Source organism: Cohaesibacter marisflavi (genome assembly GCF_900115225.1).
Taxonomy (GTDB): domain Bacteria; phylum Pseudomonadota; class Alphaproteobacteria; order Rhizobiales; family Cohaesibacteraceae; genus Cohaesibacter; species Cohaesibacter marisflavi.
The window spans coordinates 166886-185392 of sequence record NZ_FOVR01000001.1 but is presented as its reverse complement, the minus strand read 5'-3'; the positions used below and the strand labels follow the sequence as shown (position 1 = coordinate 185392).

Genomic DNA, 18507 nt, shown 5'->3' with positions numbered 1-18507 from the left:
AAGCATCGTGCCAAAGCGTAAAAAAAGCCGCTGCAGGATTTCTCCCGCAGCGGCTTTTTTCTTAGTGTAAGGATGTCTGTTTCTTATGCCTCAAATTCAATGAGCAGATCCTTGGCATCGATTTTGCCACCCGGTGACACATGCACTTCCTTGATCACCGCATCGCGTTCGGCATGAATGCCGGTTTCCATTTTCATCGCTTCGATGGTGAGCAGCAGATCGCCCGTGCGGACTTGCTGACCGGCCTTGACGCCGATGGTAGCGACAACACCGGGCATCGGGGCACCGATATGATTTGGATTGTTCGGCTCGGCCTTCGGACGCATGGCGGTGGTGGACTTGACCATGCGGTTCGGTACGGTGACGGAGCGTGGCTGGCCGTTCAGTTCGAAATAGACCTTCACGTCGCCTTCATCGTTGGTCTCCGAAATGGCCTGCATGCGGATTTCCAGCGTCTTGCCCGGAGAAATCTCTGCCGAGATCTCTTCGCCCTGCTCCATGCCATAGAAGAAGGTTTTTGTTGGCAGCGTGCGCACCGGACCATACATGCGATGACGGCCCATATAGTCGAGGAACACCTTCGGATACATCAGATAGCCGTTGAGATCCTCATCATCGATGGCAAAGCCTTCCAGCTCTTCGGAAAGCTTGGCACGCACCTCTTCCAGATCCACCGGAGGCAAATGCTTGCCCGGACGCTCGGTATTGGGTTTGTCCCCCTTGAGCACCTTCTCGATGATATTGGCCGGGAACCCTCCTTTCGGCTGGCCCAGATTGCCGCGCATCATGTCGATGACAGAGTCCGGGAAGGATAGGTCAACCGTTGGATCTTCCACCTGTTTACGTGTCAGCCCCTGAGATACCATCATCAGAGCCATATCGCCGACCACCTTGGATGACGGGGTCACCTTCGGGATATCGCCGAACATCAGGTTTACGTCAGCATAGGTCTGGGCGACTTCGTGCCAGCGCTCTTCCAGCCCCATGCTGCGGGCCTGTGCCTTGAGGTTGGTAAACTGTCCGCCGGGCATCTCATGTAGATATACCTCGGAAGCCGGTGCGGCGGTGCCGCTTTCAAAGGCCGCATACTGGCCGCGAACCGCTTCCCAATAACGGGAAATATCGCGGATCGCTTCTACATCAAGACCGGAATCCCGATCGGTATTGCGCAGAGCCTCGGCGATGGACCCAAGGCAAGGCTGCGAGGTAGAGCCGGAGAAGGCGTCCATGGCAGCATCCACCGCATCCACACCCGCTTCGCTTGCGGCCAGAACGGTGGCGGCGGAAATACCGGAGGTGTCATGGGTGTGCAGATGGATGGGCAGGCCGACCTCTTCCTTCAGGGCCTTGACCAGCACGCGCGCTTGGGCAGGCTTCAAAAGACCGGCCATGTCCTTGAGGCCGAGGATATGCGCACCAGCGTCGCGCAGCTCCTTACCCATCTTCACATAATAGTTGAGATCATATTTGGCCCTGTTTGGATCATAAATATCGCCGGTGTAACAGATGGTGCCTTCGCACAGCTTGTTATTTTCCAGCACAGCATCCATGGCAACACGCATATTCTCGACCCAGTTGAGGGAGTCGAACACGCGGAACAGGTCAACGCCCGAGATGGCGGCCTGTTTGACGAAGCTCTGGACCACATTGTCCGGATAATTGGTGTAGCCAACACCGTTTGATCCGCGCAGCAGCATCTGGATCATGATGTTGGGCATATGGCTGCGCAGATCGCGCAGACGCTGCCATGGGCATTCCTGCAGGAAGCGATAGGCCACATCGAAGGTTGCCCCACCCCACGCTTCAACGGAGAAGAGCTGCGGCAGGTTGACCGCGTAACTCGGTGCCACCTTGATCATGTCAATGGAGCGCATCCGGGTTGCCAGAAGGGACTGATGTCCATCACGCATGGTGGTGTCGGTCAACAGCAGTTGCTTCTGCTCCTTCATCCAGTCGGCAACCGCCTGCGGGCCTTTCTCATCAAGCAAGTTGCGGGTGCCTGCTGCTGGTTTCTCCGCCCGAGGCGCTGGGATGACAGGTGCGCGCAGCCCCTCGGCCGGGCGCGGTCTATCCTTGGCTTCAGGATGCCCGTTCACTGTGATATCGGCGATATAGGTGAGCACCTTGGTGCCACGGTCGCGCCGCTTCTTGAAGTCAAAGAGTTCCGGCGTGGTATCGATGAATTTGGTCGTGTAGCTATTTTCGAGGAAGGTCGGATGCTTGAGCAAATTCTCGACAAAGCGGATGTTGGTTGAAACACCGCGCACACGGAATTCACGCAAGGCGCGATCCATGCGAGCAATGGCCTGTTCTGGCGTTGGAGCCCATGCGGTCACCTTGGTCAGCAGACTATCATAATAGCGGGTGATGACACCGCCGGTGTAGGCGGTGCCGCCATCAAGACGCACACCCATGCCGGTGGCCGAACGATAGGCATTGAGACGCCCATAGTCGGGGATGAAGTTGTTTTGCGGGTCTTCAGTGGTCACACGGCACTGCAGGGCGTGGCCGTGCAGCTGGACCTCTTCCTGACTGGCAACGCCGGTGGCTTCCTCGATGGTCTTGCCTTCGGCGATCTTGATCTGAGATTGCACGATGTCGATGCCGGTCACTTCTTCCGTCACCGTGTGCTCGACCTGTACGCGCGGGTTCACTTCGATGAAGTAGAAGTTACCGCTCTCCATGTCCATCAGGAACTCGACGGTACCGGCGCATTCATAATTTACGTGCTTGCAGATCTTGTAGCCTAGTTCGCAGATTTCCTTGCGCTGTTCTTCGCTTAGATAAGGCGCAGGCGCGCGCTCGACCACTTTCTGGTTCCGGCGCTGCACAGAGCAATCGCGCTCAAACAGGTGATACATGCCACCGTGGCTGTCGCCCAGAATCTGAACCTCGACATGGCGGGCCTTGATGATCATCTTTTCCAGATAACCTTCGCCGTTGCCGAAGGCGTTTTCGGCTTCGCGCCGACCTTCGCGGATCTTGCCTTCCAGTTCATTCGGCCCATTGATCGGGCGCATGCCGCGACCGCCGCCACCCCAGCTGGCTTTCAGCATGAGGGGATAGCCGATCTTTTCGGCTTCACGGGCGATCTCTTCCATGTCATCGCCCAACACTTCGGTTGCCGGGATAACCGGAACACCCGCCTCGATTGCCACCTTACGCGCCGACGCCTTGTCGCCAAGCTTGCGCATGGTTTCCGCTCTCGGGCCGATGAAGGTGATTCCGGCCTCGGTGCAGGCATCCACGAATTCGGGATTCTCGGACAGCAGCCCGTAGCCTGGATGAATGGCATCGGCGCCAGATTCCTTGGCAACGCGGATGATCTCGGAAATGGAGAGATATGCAGCAACAGGGCCCATGCCAGCCCCAACACGATAAGCTTCGTCCGCCTTGAACCGGTGCAGGGAGAGTTTGTCTTCCTCCGCATAGATGGCAACTGTTCGCTTGCCCAGCTCATTTGCTGCGCGCATGACTCGAATGGCGATTTCGCCACGGTTAGCAATCAGAATCTTCTTGAAGTCAGCCATAACTATTCCCGGTTTCTGTCCCTTGAGCGAGCCCCTAGATGCCTCTCGCCGAAGGGTAAGGATGATCGAAAAGGATGGGTTCCTGTCCCGCCCTCTATCTCAAGCCCGTCCCCGACGGCCTTATTGGATAGGGCACTGCATTATCACGTTATACGGGTAATTCTACCAAGCACTTTTGTGAGAAATATACCTATTGTCGCATCGTAATACAGGTTTTGTGGACATTGCCTCCTCCCTTGATTTATATCAAATCGAAAGCGAAGAACAATAGCCCTTCAATGACTTGTGGACCATCGTCCCCTTTTGTCATCGTCATAGCCGAAGTGGAGACAATCAGTCTTCGCTTTTCAAAATCGACGTGAAGAGCGCTCGCACGGTGTCGCTCATGGGTTCGGGCGCGCGGCTTTTCTCATTGACATAAACATGAACAAAGTGGCCGCGTGCTGCCGTTACCAGGTCATCATTGCGGAACAGCCCGATTTCATAGCGCACCGAGCTGGTGCCGATATGCGTGATCCTCAAGCCTACGGTGACCACATCGGGGAAAGAGATCTCCTCAAAATAGTTGCAGCCATTTTCCACGACGACGCAGATCTGCTCATCATTGGCCACATCAAGGGATGTATTTTCCATCAGCCAGCCAGCAATGGCACTGTCAAACAGGGAATAATGAACAGCGTTGTTGAGGTGACCAAAGCTGTCATTGTCGTTCCAACGAGTCGGAACCACCTGAAACGTCTTGTAGTCGGCTCGTGTATCAGGTCCAATACGCATAGTGTCGTCTCACTGAATGTATCAAGATAGCAATAATGGCGCGCTTAACGACGGGTATTCCGCTTATAAAGGATCAGCGCCCTACGGGTGCCCGAGCCAAAATCGGCGTCGATGGCACTTTTGTAGAAGCCCTTGTCTTTAAGAATGATCTGTACGGCCTTGCGTGTTTCTTCAGAGAGCACGCCGGGGGCTTCAAAGAATATTTGCTGCGTGTCCTTGTCATCCTGCACATAGGCTTTTAGCAACAGGGTTGCTGCCTGCTGGGGGCTGCGCTCAACGCCTTGCCCGCGATCATAGAAGATGCCCAAATCGGCTGACGCTTCGGCAATGTCTTTGTCGCTGGCCATCTGGTAGAGCTCCGCAGCGCGCTTGTAGTTGCGCGCGGTGCCCACACCATCGCGATACATGGAGGCAGCGAACACCATGCCGCCCGGATTGCCGGCCTCTGCGGCCTTCTCAAACCATTGAAGGGCCTGCGCCTGATCCTCGGCGACCTGCTCACCATTCTTGTACATGACGCCCAGATAGGCCATGGATTGGCCGCTGCCAAGATCTGCCCCTTTTTGGGTCGCAGCATGGGCAAGCGCTGGCTTGCCTGCCTTATGCAGCCCGCGTGTCAGCTGGGTATAGAAGCGTGCTTCCTGCGGATAGGCGGCAATGGCGTCCTGACAGGCGGCGATCACTTTGTCTGCATCAAGATCGGCATAGAATACCCCTTTGGCAACGGCATCGGGATCGAAAGGATGGGCAGCCATGCGGTCACAGGCCATTTCTGGTGCGGGTGCGACAGGCGTTTGTTTCGCAACGGGGTCAGTTGCTTTTGGCTCGGCACTCTCGGGCTCAACGCTTGGTGCTTCAGGTTCCTTTGCTAAAGGAGCGTCAGCCTTTTCCTCGACAGATGCCTTCTCTGGAACTTTCTTTGTTGTCTCCAGCGTAGCGGTTGGCTTTGACGCTTCTTCAGGTTGGGCCATTTGAGAGGCAGCAGATGCCTCTGGTGCAGGCTCCTTAGCCATGGAAGGCTCTTCGGGCTTAACTGGCTCTGTTATATCATCTGTCTTGGGTTCAGAGGTTTCTTCAACTGGCGCCTTTGCATCGGCGGCCTCTGCTCCCGAGGGTTTTTCTACCGAGGGTTTTGCGGTTTCAGTCTTTTCTGCGACAGGAGCCTTTTGATCATGCCCCATCTGATCGGTTGTAGCGTCGGCTATTTCGGGTTCTGCCGAGTTGACCTCAGCGGCTTTGATTTTGGCTTCGCTCGAAGAGAGGATCATCGGCTGATTGGCCAAGGTCTTGATGGTTACGCGATAGCCCTGCTCGGGCATATTTTCCGGCTTTGCGCTGGGTTCAGCGATGATCACGCCATCCCCAAGGCCCTGCACGCTCCATTCAACGGTCGATTGACCATCTGCACCATCGGCATCCTTGCCGGAAAGTGGCGTGTCGAATTCGACTTTGTCACCAATGGCAACCATGCTGTCTTTGGGCAGGACCAGCTCGATGGCTCCCGAGTCATTGATAGACGACACAGTGGTTGTGACATCGACCGCCTGGGCATGGGACAGGACCGTGGAAAGCAGCAAAGACACGCCCCCAAGTCCTGCGCCTCTTAGTACCATCCTGCCTGTTCCAATCCAATTGCCAGCCATTCTCAAACCCCTTATTTCGCCAAATTCGACGCGAATCTTTGCTTAACACAATATAAAAGCGTTACCATTTTATGAGCCTGTTTGCATAATTTTGGCACAGACAATCAAGTCATTTTGATTGTTTGCCATGACTGTAGAAGAGCAAATGCAGCGCAAAAGCGCCGCAGTGCCGTCCGCATGAGAGGTGACAAGCGCAGCTTTACAGGCCGTATCAAAAGGGGACAAACGCGCATCAATCAAAAACATTTTATTTCTCTTATGACATATTTGCTCTCAAAATCGTCGCAATAATGCTACATACTGTCAGAACTCGTTTGTTGCTTACATTTCATAAATGCCGCCAACCTCTCGCTCATAGCCTATTATCATTGAGAAGAAAGAGATAGCGGACCGTTCATTGATGACCGGAGGGGACCCATGGCCCGGATTCTATCTGCGATAGTCGCTCTAATTCTCATTTCATTTTCCGCATCGCAAAAGGTATGGGCCCTTGATGGCACCTATCGTGATGAAGTGATCCTCTCGCGAGATACGGATTTTTATGGCTTCGACTTCAAGACGCTGAAAAAGGTGACGCTGGATCAATGTCAGTCGGCCTGTTTGAAGGCCCAAAACTGCAAGGCCTTTACCTATAATGTCAAAGCCGAATTCTGCTTTTTGAAATCCGATTTTGCCAAGGCAACCCCGTTCAAGGGCGCGATTTCAGGGCGCATCGCCCCCCGCTTTGAAGAAGAAGATATCGGCAAAGCCGCTCCCCTTACCAATCTGCCACAGAGCATCCATAATGCCGCCGCCAAGATGTATAAAGAGGTGTCATCCTCTAGCCCCGACGTTGGAGCTGGCACCATCGGCTTTGATGAGCTGATCAAGCGCGGCTATGGCGCAATGGACTTTAATGATCCAACCCGAGCCATGGATCTGTTCCGTAGCGCTTTGGCGATATATCCCGAAGCGAGCGACATCTGGCACGCCTACTCACAGGCTGCGGCGCAAGCTGCCCGCACCACTCAAGACTTGAGAGAAGCCCGCACGGCACGGGCCTCAGCCATCAATGCAGCTCTCAATGCCTATACGAGTTCTCGCACGCGCACCAATCGTGCGGCGGCCCTCTCCCAGCTTGCCCGCGCACTGGAGGCGACAGCACGCTTCCGCGAAGCTATAGACAGTTTCAAGCTAGCGCTAGAAATGCGCGAAAATCCGGCAGACCGCGCAGACTATCGCCGCCTTCTGGAAAGCCATGGTTTCCGCATGATCAATCACAGCATTGATGCGGATTTGCAAAATCCGCGCATTTGCATTCAGTTCTCCGAAGAACTGAAAAAGGGCTTTGGCGATTATGCCTCCTATATCCGCATCAACCAGCAAGAGCCCAAGGCGCTTGATGTGAGCAAGCGGCAGATCTGTGTGGAAGGGCTTGCGCACGGCAACAGCTATCAGTTGGATGTACGCGAAGGCCTGCCTGCGGACAATGGCGAGCAACTGCTTTCCAACCTGCAACTTGATCTATATGTGCGCGACCGCAAGCCGGGCATGCGCTTTAGCGGCAACAATTATGTGCTGCCAGCCAGCAACCGCCGTGGTCTTCCTCTGGTGTCGGTCAATGCCGATGAAGCCAAGCTAGCGCTCTATCGCATCAATGACCGCTCTCTGGCGCAACTGGTGCGGGGCTCCCGTTTCCTCAGCCAACTTGAAGAGTGGCAGCTTTCAGACCTCACAGAGACCATGGGCTCTCCGGTCTGGGAAGGCTCAATGGCGATTACTCCGGAAAAGAACCGTGAAGTGGTCACCGCCATTCCGATCGACGAGGCCCTGCCCGAGCGCGAGCCGGGGGTCTATCTCATGACGGCCGCCGCCACGACCATTGATCTGAATGACTATCCCTCGGCTGCAAGCCAGTGGTTCGTGATTTCAGACATCGGACTGACGACCTTCTCGAGCACCAAATCCCTGCCCGCAGGCGGCAGCAGCCAGGCCGGTGGTGATCTGGGCGGCCTTCAGGTCTTTGCGCGCTCGCTGGAAAGCGCAGCACCGCTCTCCGGCATCAAGGTTAAGCTTATCGCCCGCAACAACGAAATTCTGGGCAGCGGCACCAGCGATGCCACCGGCATGGTCACCTTCGATGCCGGGCTCATGCGTGGCTCGGACGGATTGGCTCCGGCGGTTCTGACGGCCAGCAATTCAGACAAGAATGATTTTGTCTTTCTCGATCTGACCCGAGCCGGTTTTGACCTCTCTGATAGAGGTGTCACCGGTCGGCCGTCGCCGGAAGGGGTCGATGTCTATGCATGGACCGAGCGTGGGGTCTATCGCCCCGGCGAGGAGGTGCATGTCTCTGCTTTGGCGCGCGATGACACCGCCCGTGCTGTTAAGGATCTGCCGCTCACCTTCTCATTCTTGCGCCCCGATGGCGTGGAAGCCCAACGTCTGATCGGCTCTGGCAAGGCGCTTGGGGGGTATTCAGTGGATCTGCCCCTTCTCAGTAACGCCAAGCGCGGCGGCTGGCGGGTTCAGATCTTTGCCGATCCGAAGAAACCGGCCCTTGGCGAAGTGAGTTTCCTTGTCGAGGATTTCATCCCTGATCGTACCGATATGACCCTGACGCCCGACGGAGACGTTGTTGCCGTTGGCGATAGCGCAACCGGTGCCATCGAAGGGCGCTATCTTTATGGCGCTCCGGCTGCCGGTCTCGCCCTTTCCGGCGATATACTGGTGCGCGAAACCCGCAAGATGGATGGCTTTGAAGGCTATCTCTTTGGTCTGGCCGAAGAAGAAGATACCGGCATAGAGCGGATACCGCTGGGCCCACTGCCCGCACTGGATGCCGAAGGCAAGGGCCAATATGACTTCAGCCTCGGAGCGTTGCGTGCCTCCACCCGCCCCAAGATCGCTGATCTGGTTGTGCGGATGCAGGAAGGCTCCGGCCGCGCCATTGAGCGTCGGGCGCAATATCGCGTCGAACCCGACGATATCATGTTGGGCATCAAGCCCCAGTTTGACGGCAATCAGGTGAGCGAGAATAGTGACGCACAGTTCCAGCTCATAGCCGTATCTCCGGATGCCAGCCGGGCGAGCCAATCTAGCGTGGATTGGTCCCTCGTCAAAATCGAGCGCCAGTATCAATGGTATCGCAACGGATCTAGCTGGTACTCGGAATCGGTGGATTTGGAAAGCAAAGTGGCTGACGGTCAGGTCGATCTGGGCACGGGCGATCCTGCCAAACTGTCTCTCCCGGTTGAATGGGGCCGGTATCGGCTGACCCTTGGCGACAGCACCAGCGTTGAATTCCGCGCAGGTTGGGCCAGCGCAGGCTCACTCGATACGCCAGACGGGTTGGAGCTGGCGCTTGACAAGCCAAGCTACAAGGCTGGCGAGACTGCCAAGCTGAAGGTTTCGCCGCGCTTTGCAGGCAAGCTTCTCCTTGCCATCGGCACAGACCGGATCCGCAAGACGCTGTCTGTCGATGTTCCGGCTGAAGGCACCACGCTCGACATTCCGGTGGAAGAAGACTGGGGCGCTGGCGCCTATCTGCTGGCCAATCTCTATCGCCCGTCCGACAAAGGTGCGTCGCGCAATCCGATGCGAGCCATCGGTGTGGAATGGCTGGGCGTCTCGCCTGAAGAGCGCGCCCTTTCCATCAGCATGGAGGCACCAGAAACCATCCGCCCACGTGAACAGATGGAAGTTCCGGTCAAAGTTGATGGCCTCAAGGCCGGAGAGGAAGCCTATGTTACGGTGGCTCTGGTGGATGAGGGCATCCTCAATCTCACCGGATACAAGACGCCTGATCCTGTCGGGCGCTATTTCGGCCAGCGGCGTCTGGGCGTCGATATTCGCGACCTTTACGGCCGTCTGATCGATGGCTCGAATGGTGCTTTCGGTGCCCTGCGCACGGGCGGTGACGGCGGAGGACCACAGATGGATGCCAGCGGCGATGTGCCGACACAGGAACTGGTTGCCTTCGTCTCCGGCATCGTGCGCCTTGATGAAAATGGCGCAGCCAAGGTCTCTTTCGACATTCCGCAGTTCAACGGCACCGCGCGCCTGATGGCGACCGCCTGGACCGACGATGCGGTTGGCAGCAGCGATGAAGACGCCACTATCCGCGACCCAATCGTTGTGCATGTCAGCTTGCCCAAGGTTCTGGCACCGGGCGACACCTCCCGCGCCATTGTCGAACTGACCAATCTGGAAGCCCCCGAGGGGGACTATCATCTGGAATTGATCACCAGCGAGAGCCTTGCGCTGGATATCGCCAAGGCACCAGAAACCGTCACCCTCAACAAGGATGAGATGGTCTCCCTCTCTGTGCCCCTTACCGGGTTCAAGGAAGGCATGGGCGATGTCACCGTCAAGCTGACCTCCACTTCTGGCGACGGACTGGGCATTCTTTATGATGCGCAGATGCCGGTGCGCTCTGGCGTGCTTCCGCTGACCACCGTGACCCGCGTGCCGCTAGCCGTCGGGGGCGGTGAGCTGAAGCTGGATGCGGCATGGATGGCCGGATTGCAAAAGCACAATGCTACCGTCTCGGTATCGGTGAATGAACCGGGCACCTATGATGTTGCCTCTCTGCTCATGCAGCTGGATCGCTACCCCTATGGCTGCGCCGAGCAGATCACGAGTCGTGCCCTGCCTCTGCTCTATGCCAAGGAACTGGCCTTCAACCTGCCTGAAGAGCTGGCTAGCCTTTCAGGCACCGCTATGAAGGAACGCATCCAGAAAGCCATCGACAAGCTCTTGTCCTATCAGAGCGACATGGGGGGCTTTAGCCTTTGGGGCGGCGGCTATGTCGACGATCCATGGCTCACGGCCTATGCCACCGACTTCCTGACAAGAGCACAAGAGCAGGGCTTCAAGGTGCCAGAAGTAGCAATGAAGCGGGCCTTGCAAGACATCAAGAATCGCCTCGCCTATCAGAGCGATCTGCAGCGGGATTCTGCCAGCGTTGCCTATGGTCTGTATGATCTGGCACGCAATCGCATGGCCTCGGCCGGAGACCTGCGCTACTATGTGGAGACCAAGCTGGATAGCTTTGACAGCCCCTTCTCTCGGGCCCAACTGGGCGCAGCACTCGCGCTCTATGGGGATCGCACGCGCGCCGAACGGGCCTTTGATTCAGCCCTCTGGCTGGCGGAACGGCGCGAAGGCAACATGGCGATATCAGAAGGCAGCGTTTACAGCTTCTCAAGCCTTCAGCGCGATGTGGCTGGCATGTTGGCGCTGGCTTCCGAGGTCAGCCCTGCCCTAGGCAACCTTGAAGGGATCAAAGCTCTTGCCCGCCGCATTCATGATCCGGAAAAGCGTCTCAATACGCAGGAACAGGTCTGGATGGTTCTGGCAGCTCGCGCACAGGCAGAAGCCACCGCTGATCTGGGTATCGCGGTTAATGGCGTGGCCAGTTCGGGGCCTCTGGTGGCCGCCTATAATGGGCAAGCCATCGATGAAGAGCCTGTCACCATCGTCAATGGCGGCGAAGCCCCTCTGGAAGCGCTCGTAACCGTGGTTGCTTCACCATCAGAGCCTCTGCCTGCAGGTGGAAACGGCTTTGCCATTTCGCGCAGCTATCACGCACTGGATGGCAGCCCGGTCAATGTGGCTGAGATCAAGCAGAATGAACGCCTTGTCGTGGTGGTCAATGCGACCCAGTTTGACGATGTGCCTTCTCGCCTGATGATCAGCAACTTGCTGCCGGCTGGTCTTGAGGTAGAAAATCCGCATCTCGTGAAAAGCGCCGAGCAACAGAATTTCAGCTGGTTGCCGAAGACGGATGTCGCCCATGTGGAATTCCGCAAGGATCGGGTGCTCGCAGCCATCAACCGCGAACAGGGCGGGGTCAAGGACTTCACCATCGCCTACACGGTGCGGGCCGTCTCTCCGGGCAGCTTCATGCATCCGGCTGCGGTGATTGAAGACATGTACCGGCCTGAAAAGGCGGCACGCACAGCAAGCGGCTGGATGAATGTCATCCGCTAGGAAGAAACGAGCACGTCCTTGTTGAAGCTGCGTAACAGACAGAAAGCCATGCCGAAGATGCTCTTTGGCATGGTCGCTGGCTTGGGGTTTCTCATCCTTGTAGGTCTGGGAAGCGTCGGCGGCTTCTTGCTCTTTGACCGGGTCAATCCGCCACCGCTCGACAAACTCACAGATCTCTCCGTTGAAGTGGTCGACCGGGATGGAGCCTTGTTGCGCGCCTATACCAACAAGGCCGGTCAATGGCGCCTTGGCTCGGATCTTGATGGCGTCGATGCCGAATTCATCGACATTCTGCTGACTTATGAAGACAAGCGCTTCTGGGACCACGCAGGCGTAGACCTGCGCGCCATCCTGCGGGCCAGTTGGCAGTTGCTCTCAAATGGCCGGATCATTTCGGGCGCATCCACCATATCCATGCAGCTTGCCCGCCTTCTTGAACCACGCGAGAAACGGAGCTTCAAAGCCAAATTCTGGCAGATGTTGCGCGCCCTGCAACTCGAAGAACGCATGAGCAAGCGGGAAATTCTGACCGCCTATCTCACGCTCGCCCCCTATGGCGGCAACCTTGAGGGCATCCGCGCGGCATCGCTCGCCTATTTCGCCAAGGAGCCCAAAGAGCTGAGCTTAGCGCAGGCCGCGCTGCTGGTGGCCCTGCCCCAGTCGCCAGAGGCCCGCAGGCCGGATATTTCGCCCAAGCGCGCCCTTGCTGCACGCAACACCGTACTCGAGCGCATGGCAATCGCCGGTCTCATACCCGAAAGCGAAGTGACCCGTGCTTCGGCGCAACCGCTGGAGTCTGTGCGTCATACCATGCCGCAATTGGCGGCCCATGTGGCAGATCGCCTATACAGTAAGTCGTCATTACAGCGGAAGCATCAAACAACGTTGGATCGGGAGCTTCAGGAAAAGATGGAGCAAGTGCTTCTGGATGCCACCGGCAAGCTGGCGCCGGATCTCTCCGCCGCCCTCATATTGGCCGATGGCAAGAGCGGGGCCATTCTGGCCGAGGTGGGCTCGGCAGACTATCTCAGCGCTGCCCGCTCAGGCTGGATTGATATGACTCGCAAACAGCGCTCGCCGGGCTCGGCCCTCAAGCCCTTTATCTATGGTCTGGCCTTCGAGGAAGGGCTGATCCGCGCCCAGACCCAGATCACAGACAGTCCCGTGGATTTTGGCGGCTACAGGCCCAAGAATTTCGATATGGGCTATCAGGGCGATGTGAGCATCCATGATGCGTTGCTGCTCTCGCTCAACGTGCCCGCCGTGGCGTTGCTCGATGCGGTTGGGCCAGCTCGCCTGATGGAACGATTGAAGCGTGGCGACGTATCGGTCAAACTGCCTGAAGGCAGCGATGTGGGGTTGGCGATCGGCCTTGGCGGGCTGGGTATTACCCTTAAGGATCTCACCCAGCTCTATACGAGCTTTGTCAATGATGGCCGGATCAAGCGGCTGCATGACCAGCCTCTGTCCCCTTCCGCAAGAGAGATCGTCCGCGCGCCAGTGCTGGACCGCAATGCCAGTTGGCATGTCGGCAATATTCTCAAGGATGCCACCCCGCCACGAGGCACTGGCACGCTTCCCATCGCCTACAAGACCGGCACGTCCTATGGCTATCGCGATGCCTGGTCAGTTGGCTTCGAAGGTCGCTATGTTATTGGCGTTTGGGTTGGTAAACCGGACAACAGTGCCGTGCCGGGCATCACGGGGCGCACCGCCGCCGCCCCCATCCTTTACGACGCCTTTGCCCGCTCTGGCTTAACGCTTACGCCCTTCCCCAAGGCGCCGTCCGGCACGCAAGAGCAAGCCTTTGTCGACCTGCCACCAACGCTCAAACATTTCAGGATTTCCAACCTCTGGTCCACCCCATCCTTGGTGCCTGAGGCTGCGCCTCAAATCAGCTACCCGCCGGATGGGGCAAGAATTGAACTCACCCCGACAGCACAGGGCAAACAAATGCCTCTGGTCGTCAAACTCCAAAATGGCAGACCACCCTTCCGCTGGCTGGGCAACGGGCGTGTCTTTGCGGCAAACGGTCGCAAGCGGCGCATCAACTGGATGCCCGACGGGCAGGGCCAATCAACCCTGACGGTCATTGATGCTGCCGGTCGGGCAGACAGTGTCAGCGTCTTTCTGCAAGTGCCAAGTGAAACCCCATAACGGGTCATTGCTATGAGAGGGTTTCATCATGGGATATTTGCAGCTGCGCCTGCTGACGCAGTTCATGAAACAGTTTTTCCTCTTCGATGAATTTCACCGCCGATCGCATCGGCATTGTATCACCCAGGACTCTTGACAGCAGCCAGCTGCCTTCCAGTATCAGCATCGCCTTGCGCAAAGGCAGATAGGATGCCTCGGCGGAGAGTCCGAATTTCCCTCCTTCATCAATGGCTTTCATTCTGATTCTTGCATAATGCTTGCGTGCTTCCTTGCTAAAAATTTCATTGCGTTCTCCCCCTTCCTGCAAGGTTGCAGACACCGTCATGAAACGCCAGTTTCCGTTTTTCTCAAAAGACGCATAAATCTTTTTGCAAAACTCGATCATCGCATCGTGATAATCGCCCCCTTCGGAATGCGCCTTGCGACAAGCCGCTTCGATCATATCGAGAAGCAATTCTGCGGAGTAACGGGCAGCGGCAATAGCAAGATCCCTTTTGCCGCCGGGGAAGTGATGATATAGCGACCCGCGCGTCACCCCCGCAGTTTTCAGGATGTCGGAAATACCAGTGGCTGCGTAGCCTTTTTGACGCAGCAAGTTGGCTGCTGCGACAACGAGTTTCTGATATGTGGAATGTTCCATTATTTTATCTTTACAGCACTAGACCATTCGGTCTACACAGGGGTCGGCCTTCGTATTTGGAAATGAGTTTCACCGGATTCAGATGACCCGGAGGAAGACCGAAATGCATAGCTCTATGCAGTAGCCATCTTATAGCAAGATTCGGCATGTAGTTTCTCGTTTGTGAATAAAGAGAAAAATCGAGCGTGCAGACTGGCCATGCAGAAGCCCTTCCTAGGTACCATCTGTCGTGAAATGGCATAAATTTCCTGATTTAGTCCCCACTAGACCCACGGAAATATGCCATAGACCATACCGCGCCTCCCCCAGATATGGCGCGGTATGGTCGCTTAATACCTGAAACGTTTCAGACTACTAATTTCCGCCAAATCCGACACAAAAAACCGGCCATCAGAGCGCATCTGAAAGCCGGCTTGTCTATATGTAAGGTGCCGAAGGACAGTCGGCTATTTGCTGAAGACCACCGTGCGATGTCCATCGATAAAGACACGGCCTTCTGCATGCAGGCGCAGTGCGCGCGAGAGCACACGCGCCTCGATATCGCGGCCGCGGCTGACCAGCTCGTCCGGGTTATAGGCGTGATTCACCCGTTCGGTATCCTGCTCGATAATCGGACCTTCATCCAGATCCGGCGTTACATAGTGGGCCGTGGCACCAATCAGCTTCACGCCGCGTTCCCATGCGCGATGGTAGGGCTTGGCCCCCTTGAAGGCTGGCAGGAAGGAGTGGTGGATGTTGATGATCTTGCCGAAATGCTTGCTGGACAAGTCATCGGACAGGATCTGCATGTAGCGGGCAAGAACAACGAGCTCGGCATCAGTACGCTCGATCAGCTCGTCCATCTTGGCTTCCTGTTCTTTCTTGTTATCCTTGGTCACAGGCCAGAGATAGAAAGGAATGCCAAGGCGCTCCACCGTGTTGCGGGCATCGGCGTGGTTGGACACCACGGCTTTGATATCCAGCGGCAATGTGCCTTTCTGCACACGATAGAGAATATCCTGCAGGCAATGATCGAATTTGGAGACCATAAGAATGGTCGAAACCTGCTTGTCGGCGGGCTGCAACGAGATATTGGCGTCAAATTTGGTCGCGAACTCGTCAATCGAGCTTTGCAGAGTGGCAAAGTCCAAGCCTTCCGGGGTCGCCAGAACAACGCGCATGAAGAAAGAACCAAGACCATCTTCCCGATTGGAATCCGCTGCGGGCTGGAAGAACTGGTTGCTCTCCAGAATGTTGCATCCGAAGGAGAGGAGACGCGCGCTCAGGTCAGCCACAACACCGGGCTGATCGGGGCATGTCATTTTCAAAATCATGCTCATGGGTCTGTTTCTTTTCAGTCAAACGAATAAGGCACTGGACCGCCTCTTTTGAGGAGGAAAGAGCCAATCAAAGATTGAGCGGGACATTAGCCAACTGTTGCGCGATAGGAAAGGGTTCGAGCCGTGAACAAAAGAGAGTTTGACAGGTTTTGCCGTGAAAATTTCGTAATTTTGCCTTTTGCTACCTTTCTTTCGCTATGTGCATGCGGATTTTGACCCTTACACATGGGCAGACCAGCAAAAATGCTGCAACAGTTTGATGCAATTTGATACAGAGATTGCGTTGACTTGACCCTGCCGGAGCGTTAGCCAGCTAAGAAACCGCAGGGCCGATAGACATAAATCAGGAAGACCAAGATGAGCAAAGCCAAACATGTTGTCGTTGTGGGGGCTGGACAGGCCGGAGCCACACTGGTGCAGAGACTGCGAGAGCTGGGCTATGACGGCGCCTTGACCCTGATTGGGGCAGAACCCTATCTGCCTTATCAGCGTCCACCGCTCTCTAAAGCCTATTTGCTGGGCGACATGGATCTGGATGGCCTGACCCTGCGCCCGCAAAGCTTTTATGACGAGCAGCAGGTCACTCTGAAACTCGGCACGGCAGTCACCGCCATAGATCCCGCCAGCCAAACCATAAATCTCGCAGAGGAGACCATTGCCTATGACCATCTGGTGCTGGCCACCGGTGGTGACGCAGCCTGCCTGCCTACAGCACAGGGCGGAGGACTGGCCGGGCTCTACCCCATCCGCGGGATTGATGACATCAACAAACTGGAACCGCAGATCCTGGCAGGCCGTAAGGTGTTGATTGTTGGCGGGGGCTATATCGGGCTTGAAGCCGCTGCGGTCTGTTCCAAGCGCGGCCTTGATGTCACACTCGTGGTGGCTTCAGAACGCATCCTACGACGGGTGGCGGCACCAGAAACATCTGACTATTTCCGCAAGCTGCATCAGACCCACGGCGTCCGCATCATCGAAGGGGCACAGTCGGTTACGCTTATCGGGGATAAGGAAGCCGGTGCGGCCGGGCATGTCTGCGGAGCGCGGTTGGGCACAGGAGAAGAGCTGGAGGCCAACTTTGCGATTTGCGGCATCGGGCTTAAGCCGTCTGTCGAGCTGGCAGAAATAGCTGGGTTGGCACTGGAAAATGGCATCCGGACAGATGACTTCTCATGCACCTCCGATCCGCATATCTGGGCCGCAGGCGATTGCACAAGCTTTCCCTATCGAGGTGGGCGCATCCGGCTGGAAAGCGTAGGCAACGCCATTGATCAGGCCAAGGCCGTCGCTGTCAATATTGTCGAGAGTCTCAAGGGCGAGGCAATGAAGCCCTATATCGCCAAACCGTGGTTCTGGTCAGATCAGTATGATGTCAAATTCCAGATTGCAGGCCTTAACAGCGGCTATGATCATGTGGTCATTCGTGACGTTGGTGAAGGCGTCGCGTCTCACTGGTATTACAAGGGCGAGGAACTGCTGGCTGTTGACGCCATGAATGACGGCCGTGCCTATATGGTCGGCAAGCGGCTCATCGAAGCGGGCAAGACGGCTGACCCTGCTGTTGTGAGCAACACCGCCATTGACCTCAAAGTGCTGATGAAGCGAGGGTGATGGTGAATGCTCAACATATGAGTTATCGAAAATACTAATCTTGCTCCAGCTTCTTTTCTGACTTTCTTTTGTGAGCATTCGTGAGTGAAGACGCAATCAAGCCACTTGGAACAGAAATGATGCCGATCCCAATCAATAAAACGAAGAGAGTAAACACCTTCCCTCCCGTGGTAATCGGAAAGACGTCGCCATATCCCACGGTTGTCAATGTCGCAACGGCCCACCAAAGTGACTGAAATACTGAAGAAAATTTGCCTGGCTGCGCCTCGTTTTCAAAATAGTAAATTCCAACAGCCGCCAAATAAAGAACAATGAGGGACATAAAAGCAAAGACTAAGAGCTCATGCTTGATGTCGGCGAATGCCATGCGCAGACGTTCAACGGCATCAACAAAACGCACCAGCTTCAATATTCTAAATAGTCGAAGAAGTCGAATTGCGCGTAAACCTCGCAAGTCAATTCCTAAAGATAGATAGAATGGTAGAATTGCGAGTAAATCAACCACCCCCCAGAAGCTGAATATATATTGCCAACGTTTCGGAGCAGACCATATCCTCAGAATGTATTCGGTACTGAACAAAGAAACGATGGTGGCTTCTTCCAAAGCCAGAATGCTCCGCATGGTTTCTGAGAGTTTTGGTTCGGTCTCTAAAGCTAAAAAGAAAGCTGATAGCAGTATCAACGCAGCCCACACCAACTCGAACGGCCGCCCCCATATTGGATCTATTCCATTCAAAATTGCATGTACTTTCCGCCTAGACAAAGCGAAAGGAAGTAAATTTCGACCCGCCCAATGTTCTGTCATTGCTTAACTCCCTACCCCACAACTATAGGATTTAAACAATCACCTAAGCAAGTGA

General features: G+C 55.9%; 10 protein-coding genes. 3 read left to right on the top strand and 7 right to left on the bottom strand.

What is annotated here, in order from left to right; genetic code table 11:
• Positions 1–83: 83 nt before the first annotated feature.
• From BM258_RS00820 to BM258_RS24375, 4 genes are all read right to left on the bottom strand, one after another.
• Positions 84–3530, bottom strand: a complete 3447-nt coding sequence (locus tag BM258_RS00820; RefSeq protein ID WP_090067878.1) for a pyruvate carboxylase — start codon at positions 3528–3530, stop codon at positions 84–86.
• Between the two features lie 333 nt (positions 3531–3863).
• On the bottom strand, positions 3864–4304 hold the full coding sequence (locus BM258_RS00815) for an acyl-CoA thioesterase (protein WP_090067876.1): 441 nt from the start codon (positions 4302–4304) through the stop codon (positions 3864–3866).
• Between the two features lie 44 nt (positions 4305–4348).
• Positions 4349–5947 (bottom strand): tetratricopeptide repeat protein, encoded by a 1599-nt coding sequence (locus BM258_RS00810; protein ID WP_090067874.1) that lies wholly within the window; start codon positions 5945–5947, stop codon positions 4349–4351.
• Positions 5948–6016: 69 nt separating this feature from the next.
• The gene (locus BM258_RS24375) at positions 6017–6193 is read right to left on the bottom strand and encodes a hypothetical protein (RefSeq protein WP_175527854.1); all 177 of its coding nucleotides are present in this window, start codon (positions 6191–6193) and stop codon (positions 6017–6019) included.
• 171 nt (positions 6194–6364) lie between these two features.
• Here BM258_RS24375 and BM258_RS00805 point away from each other — a divergent pair, with 171 nt between their 5' ends.
• Both BM258_RS00805 and pbpC read left to right on the top strand, forming a co-directional pair.
• Complete coding sequence (locus tag BM258_RS00805) at positions 6365–11920, top strand: alpha-2-macroglobulin family protein (protein ID WP_090067872.1); 5556 nt, start codon at positions 6365–6367, stop codon at positions 11918–11920.
• A gap of 48 nt (positions 11921–11968) precedes the next feature.
• The gene (gene pbpC / locus BM258_RS00800; RefSeq protein WP_244544548.1) at positions 11969–14077 is read left to right on the top strand and encodes a penicillin-binding protein 1C; all 2109 of its coding nucleotides are present in this window, start codon (positions 11969–11971) and stop codon (positions 14075–14077) included.
• A gap of 10 nt (positions 14078–14087) precedes the next feature.
• On the opposite strand, the gene BM258_RS00795 is transcribed toward pbpC, so the two are convergent.
• Positions 14088–14717: a TetR/AcrR family transcriptional regulator gene (locus tag BM258_RS00795; protein WP_090067870.1), complete on the bottom strand. Its 630-nt coding sequence runs from the start codon at positions 14715–14717 to the stop codon at positions 14088–14090.
• A gap of 446 nt (positions 14718–15163) precedes the next feature.
• A complete protein-coding gene (gene purU, locus BM258_RS00790) occupies positions 15164–16036 on the bottom strand; it encodes a formyltetrahydrofolate deformylase (protein WP_090067868.1) in 873 nt (290 codons plus the stop codon).
• Positions 16037–16393: 357 nt separating this feature from the next.
• Between purU and BM258_RS00785 the strand changes: the two genes are divergently transcribed.
• Positions 16394–17647 carry an NAD(P)/FAD-dependent oxidoreductase gene (locus BM258_RS00785; protein WP_090067866.1) on the top strand — a complete coding sequence of 418 codons (1254 nt, stop codon included), beginning with the start codon at positions 16394–16396 and terminating at the stop codon, positions 17645–17647.
• 34 nt (positions 17648–17681) lie between these two features.
• Here BM258_RS00785 and BM258_RS00780 read toward each other — a convergent pair whose 3' ends face one another.
• Complete coding sequence (locus BM258_RS00780; protein WP_090067864.1) at positions 17682–18452, bottom strand: ion transporter; 771 nt, start codon at positions 18450–18452, stop codon at positions 17682–17684.
• Positions 18453–18507: the final 55 nt, after the last annotated feature.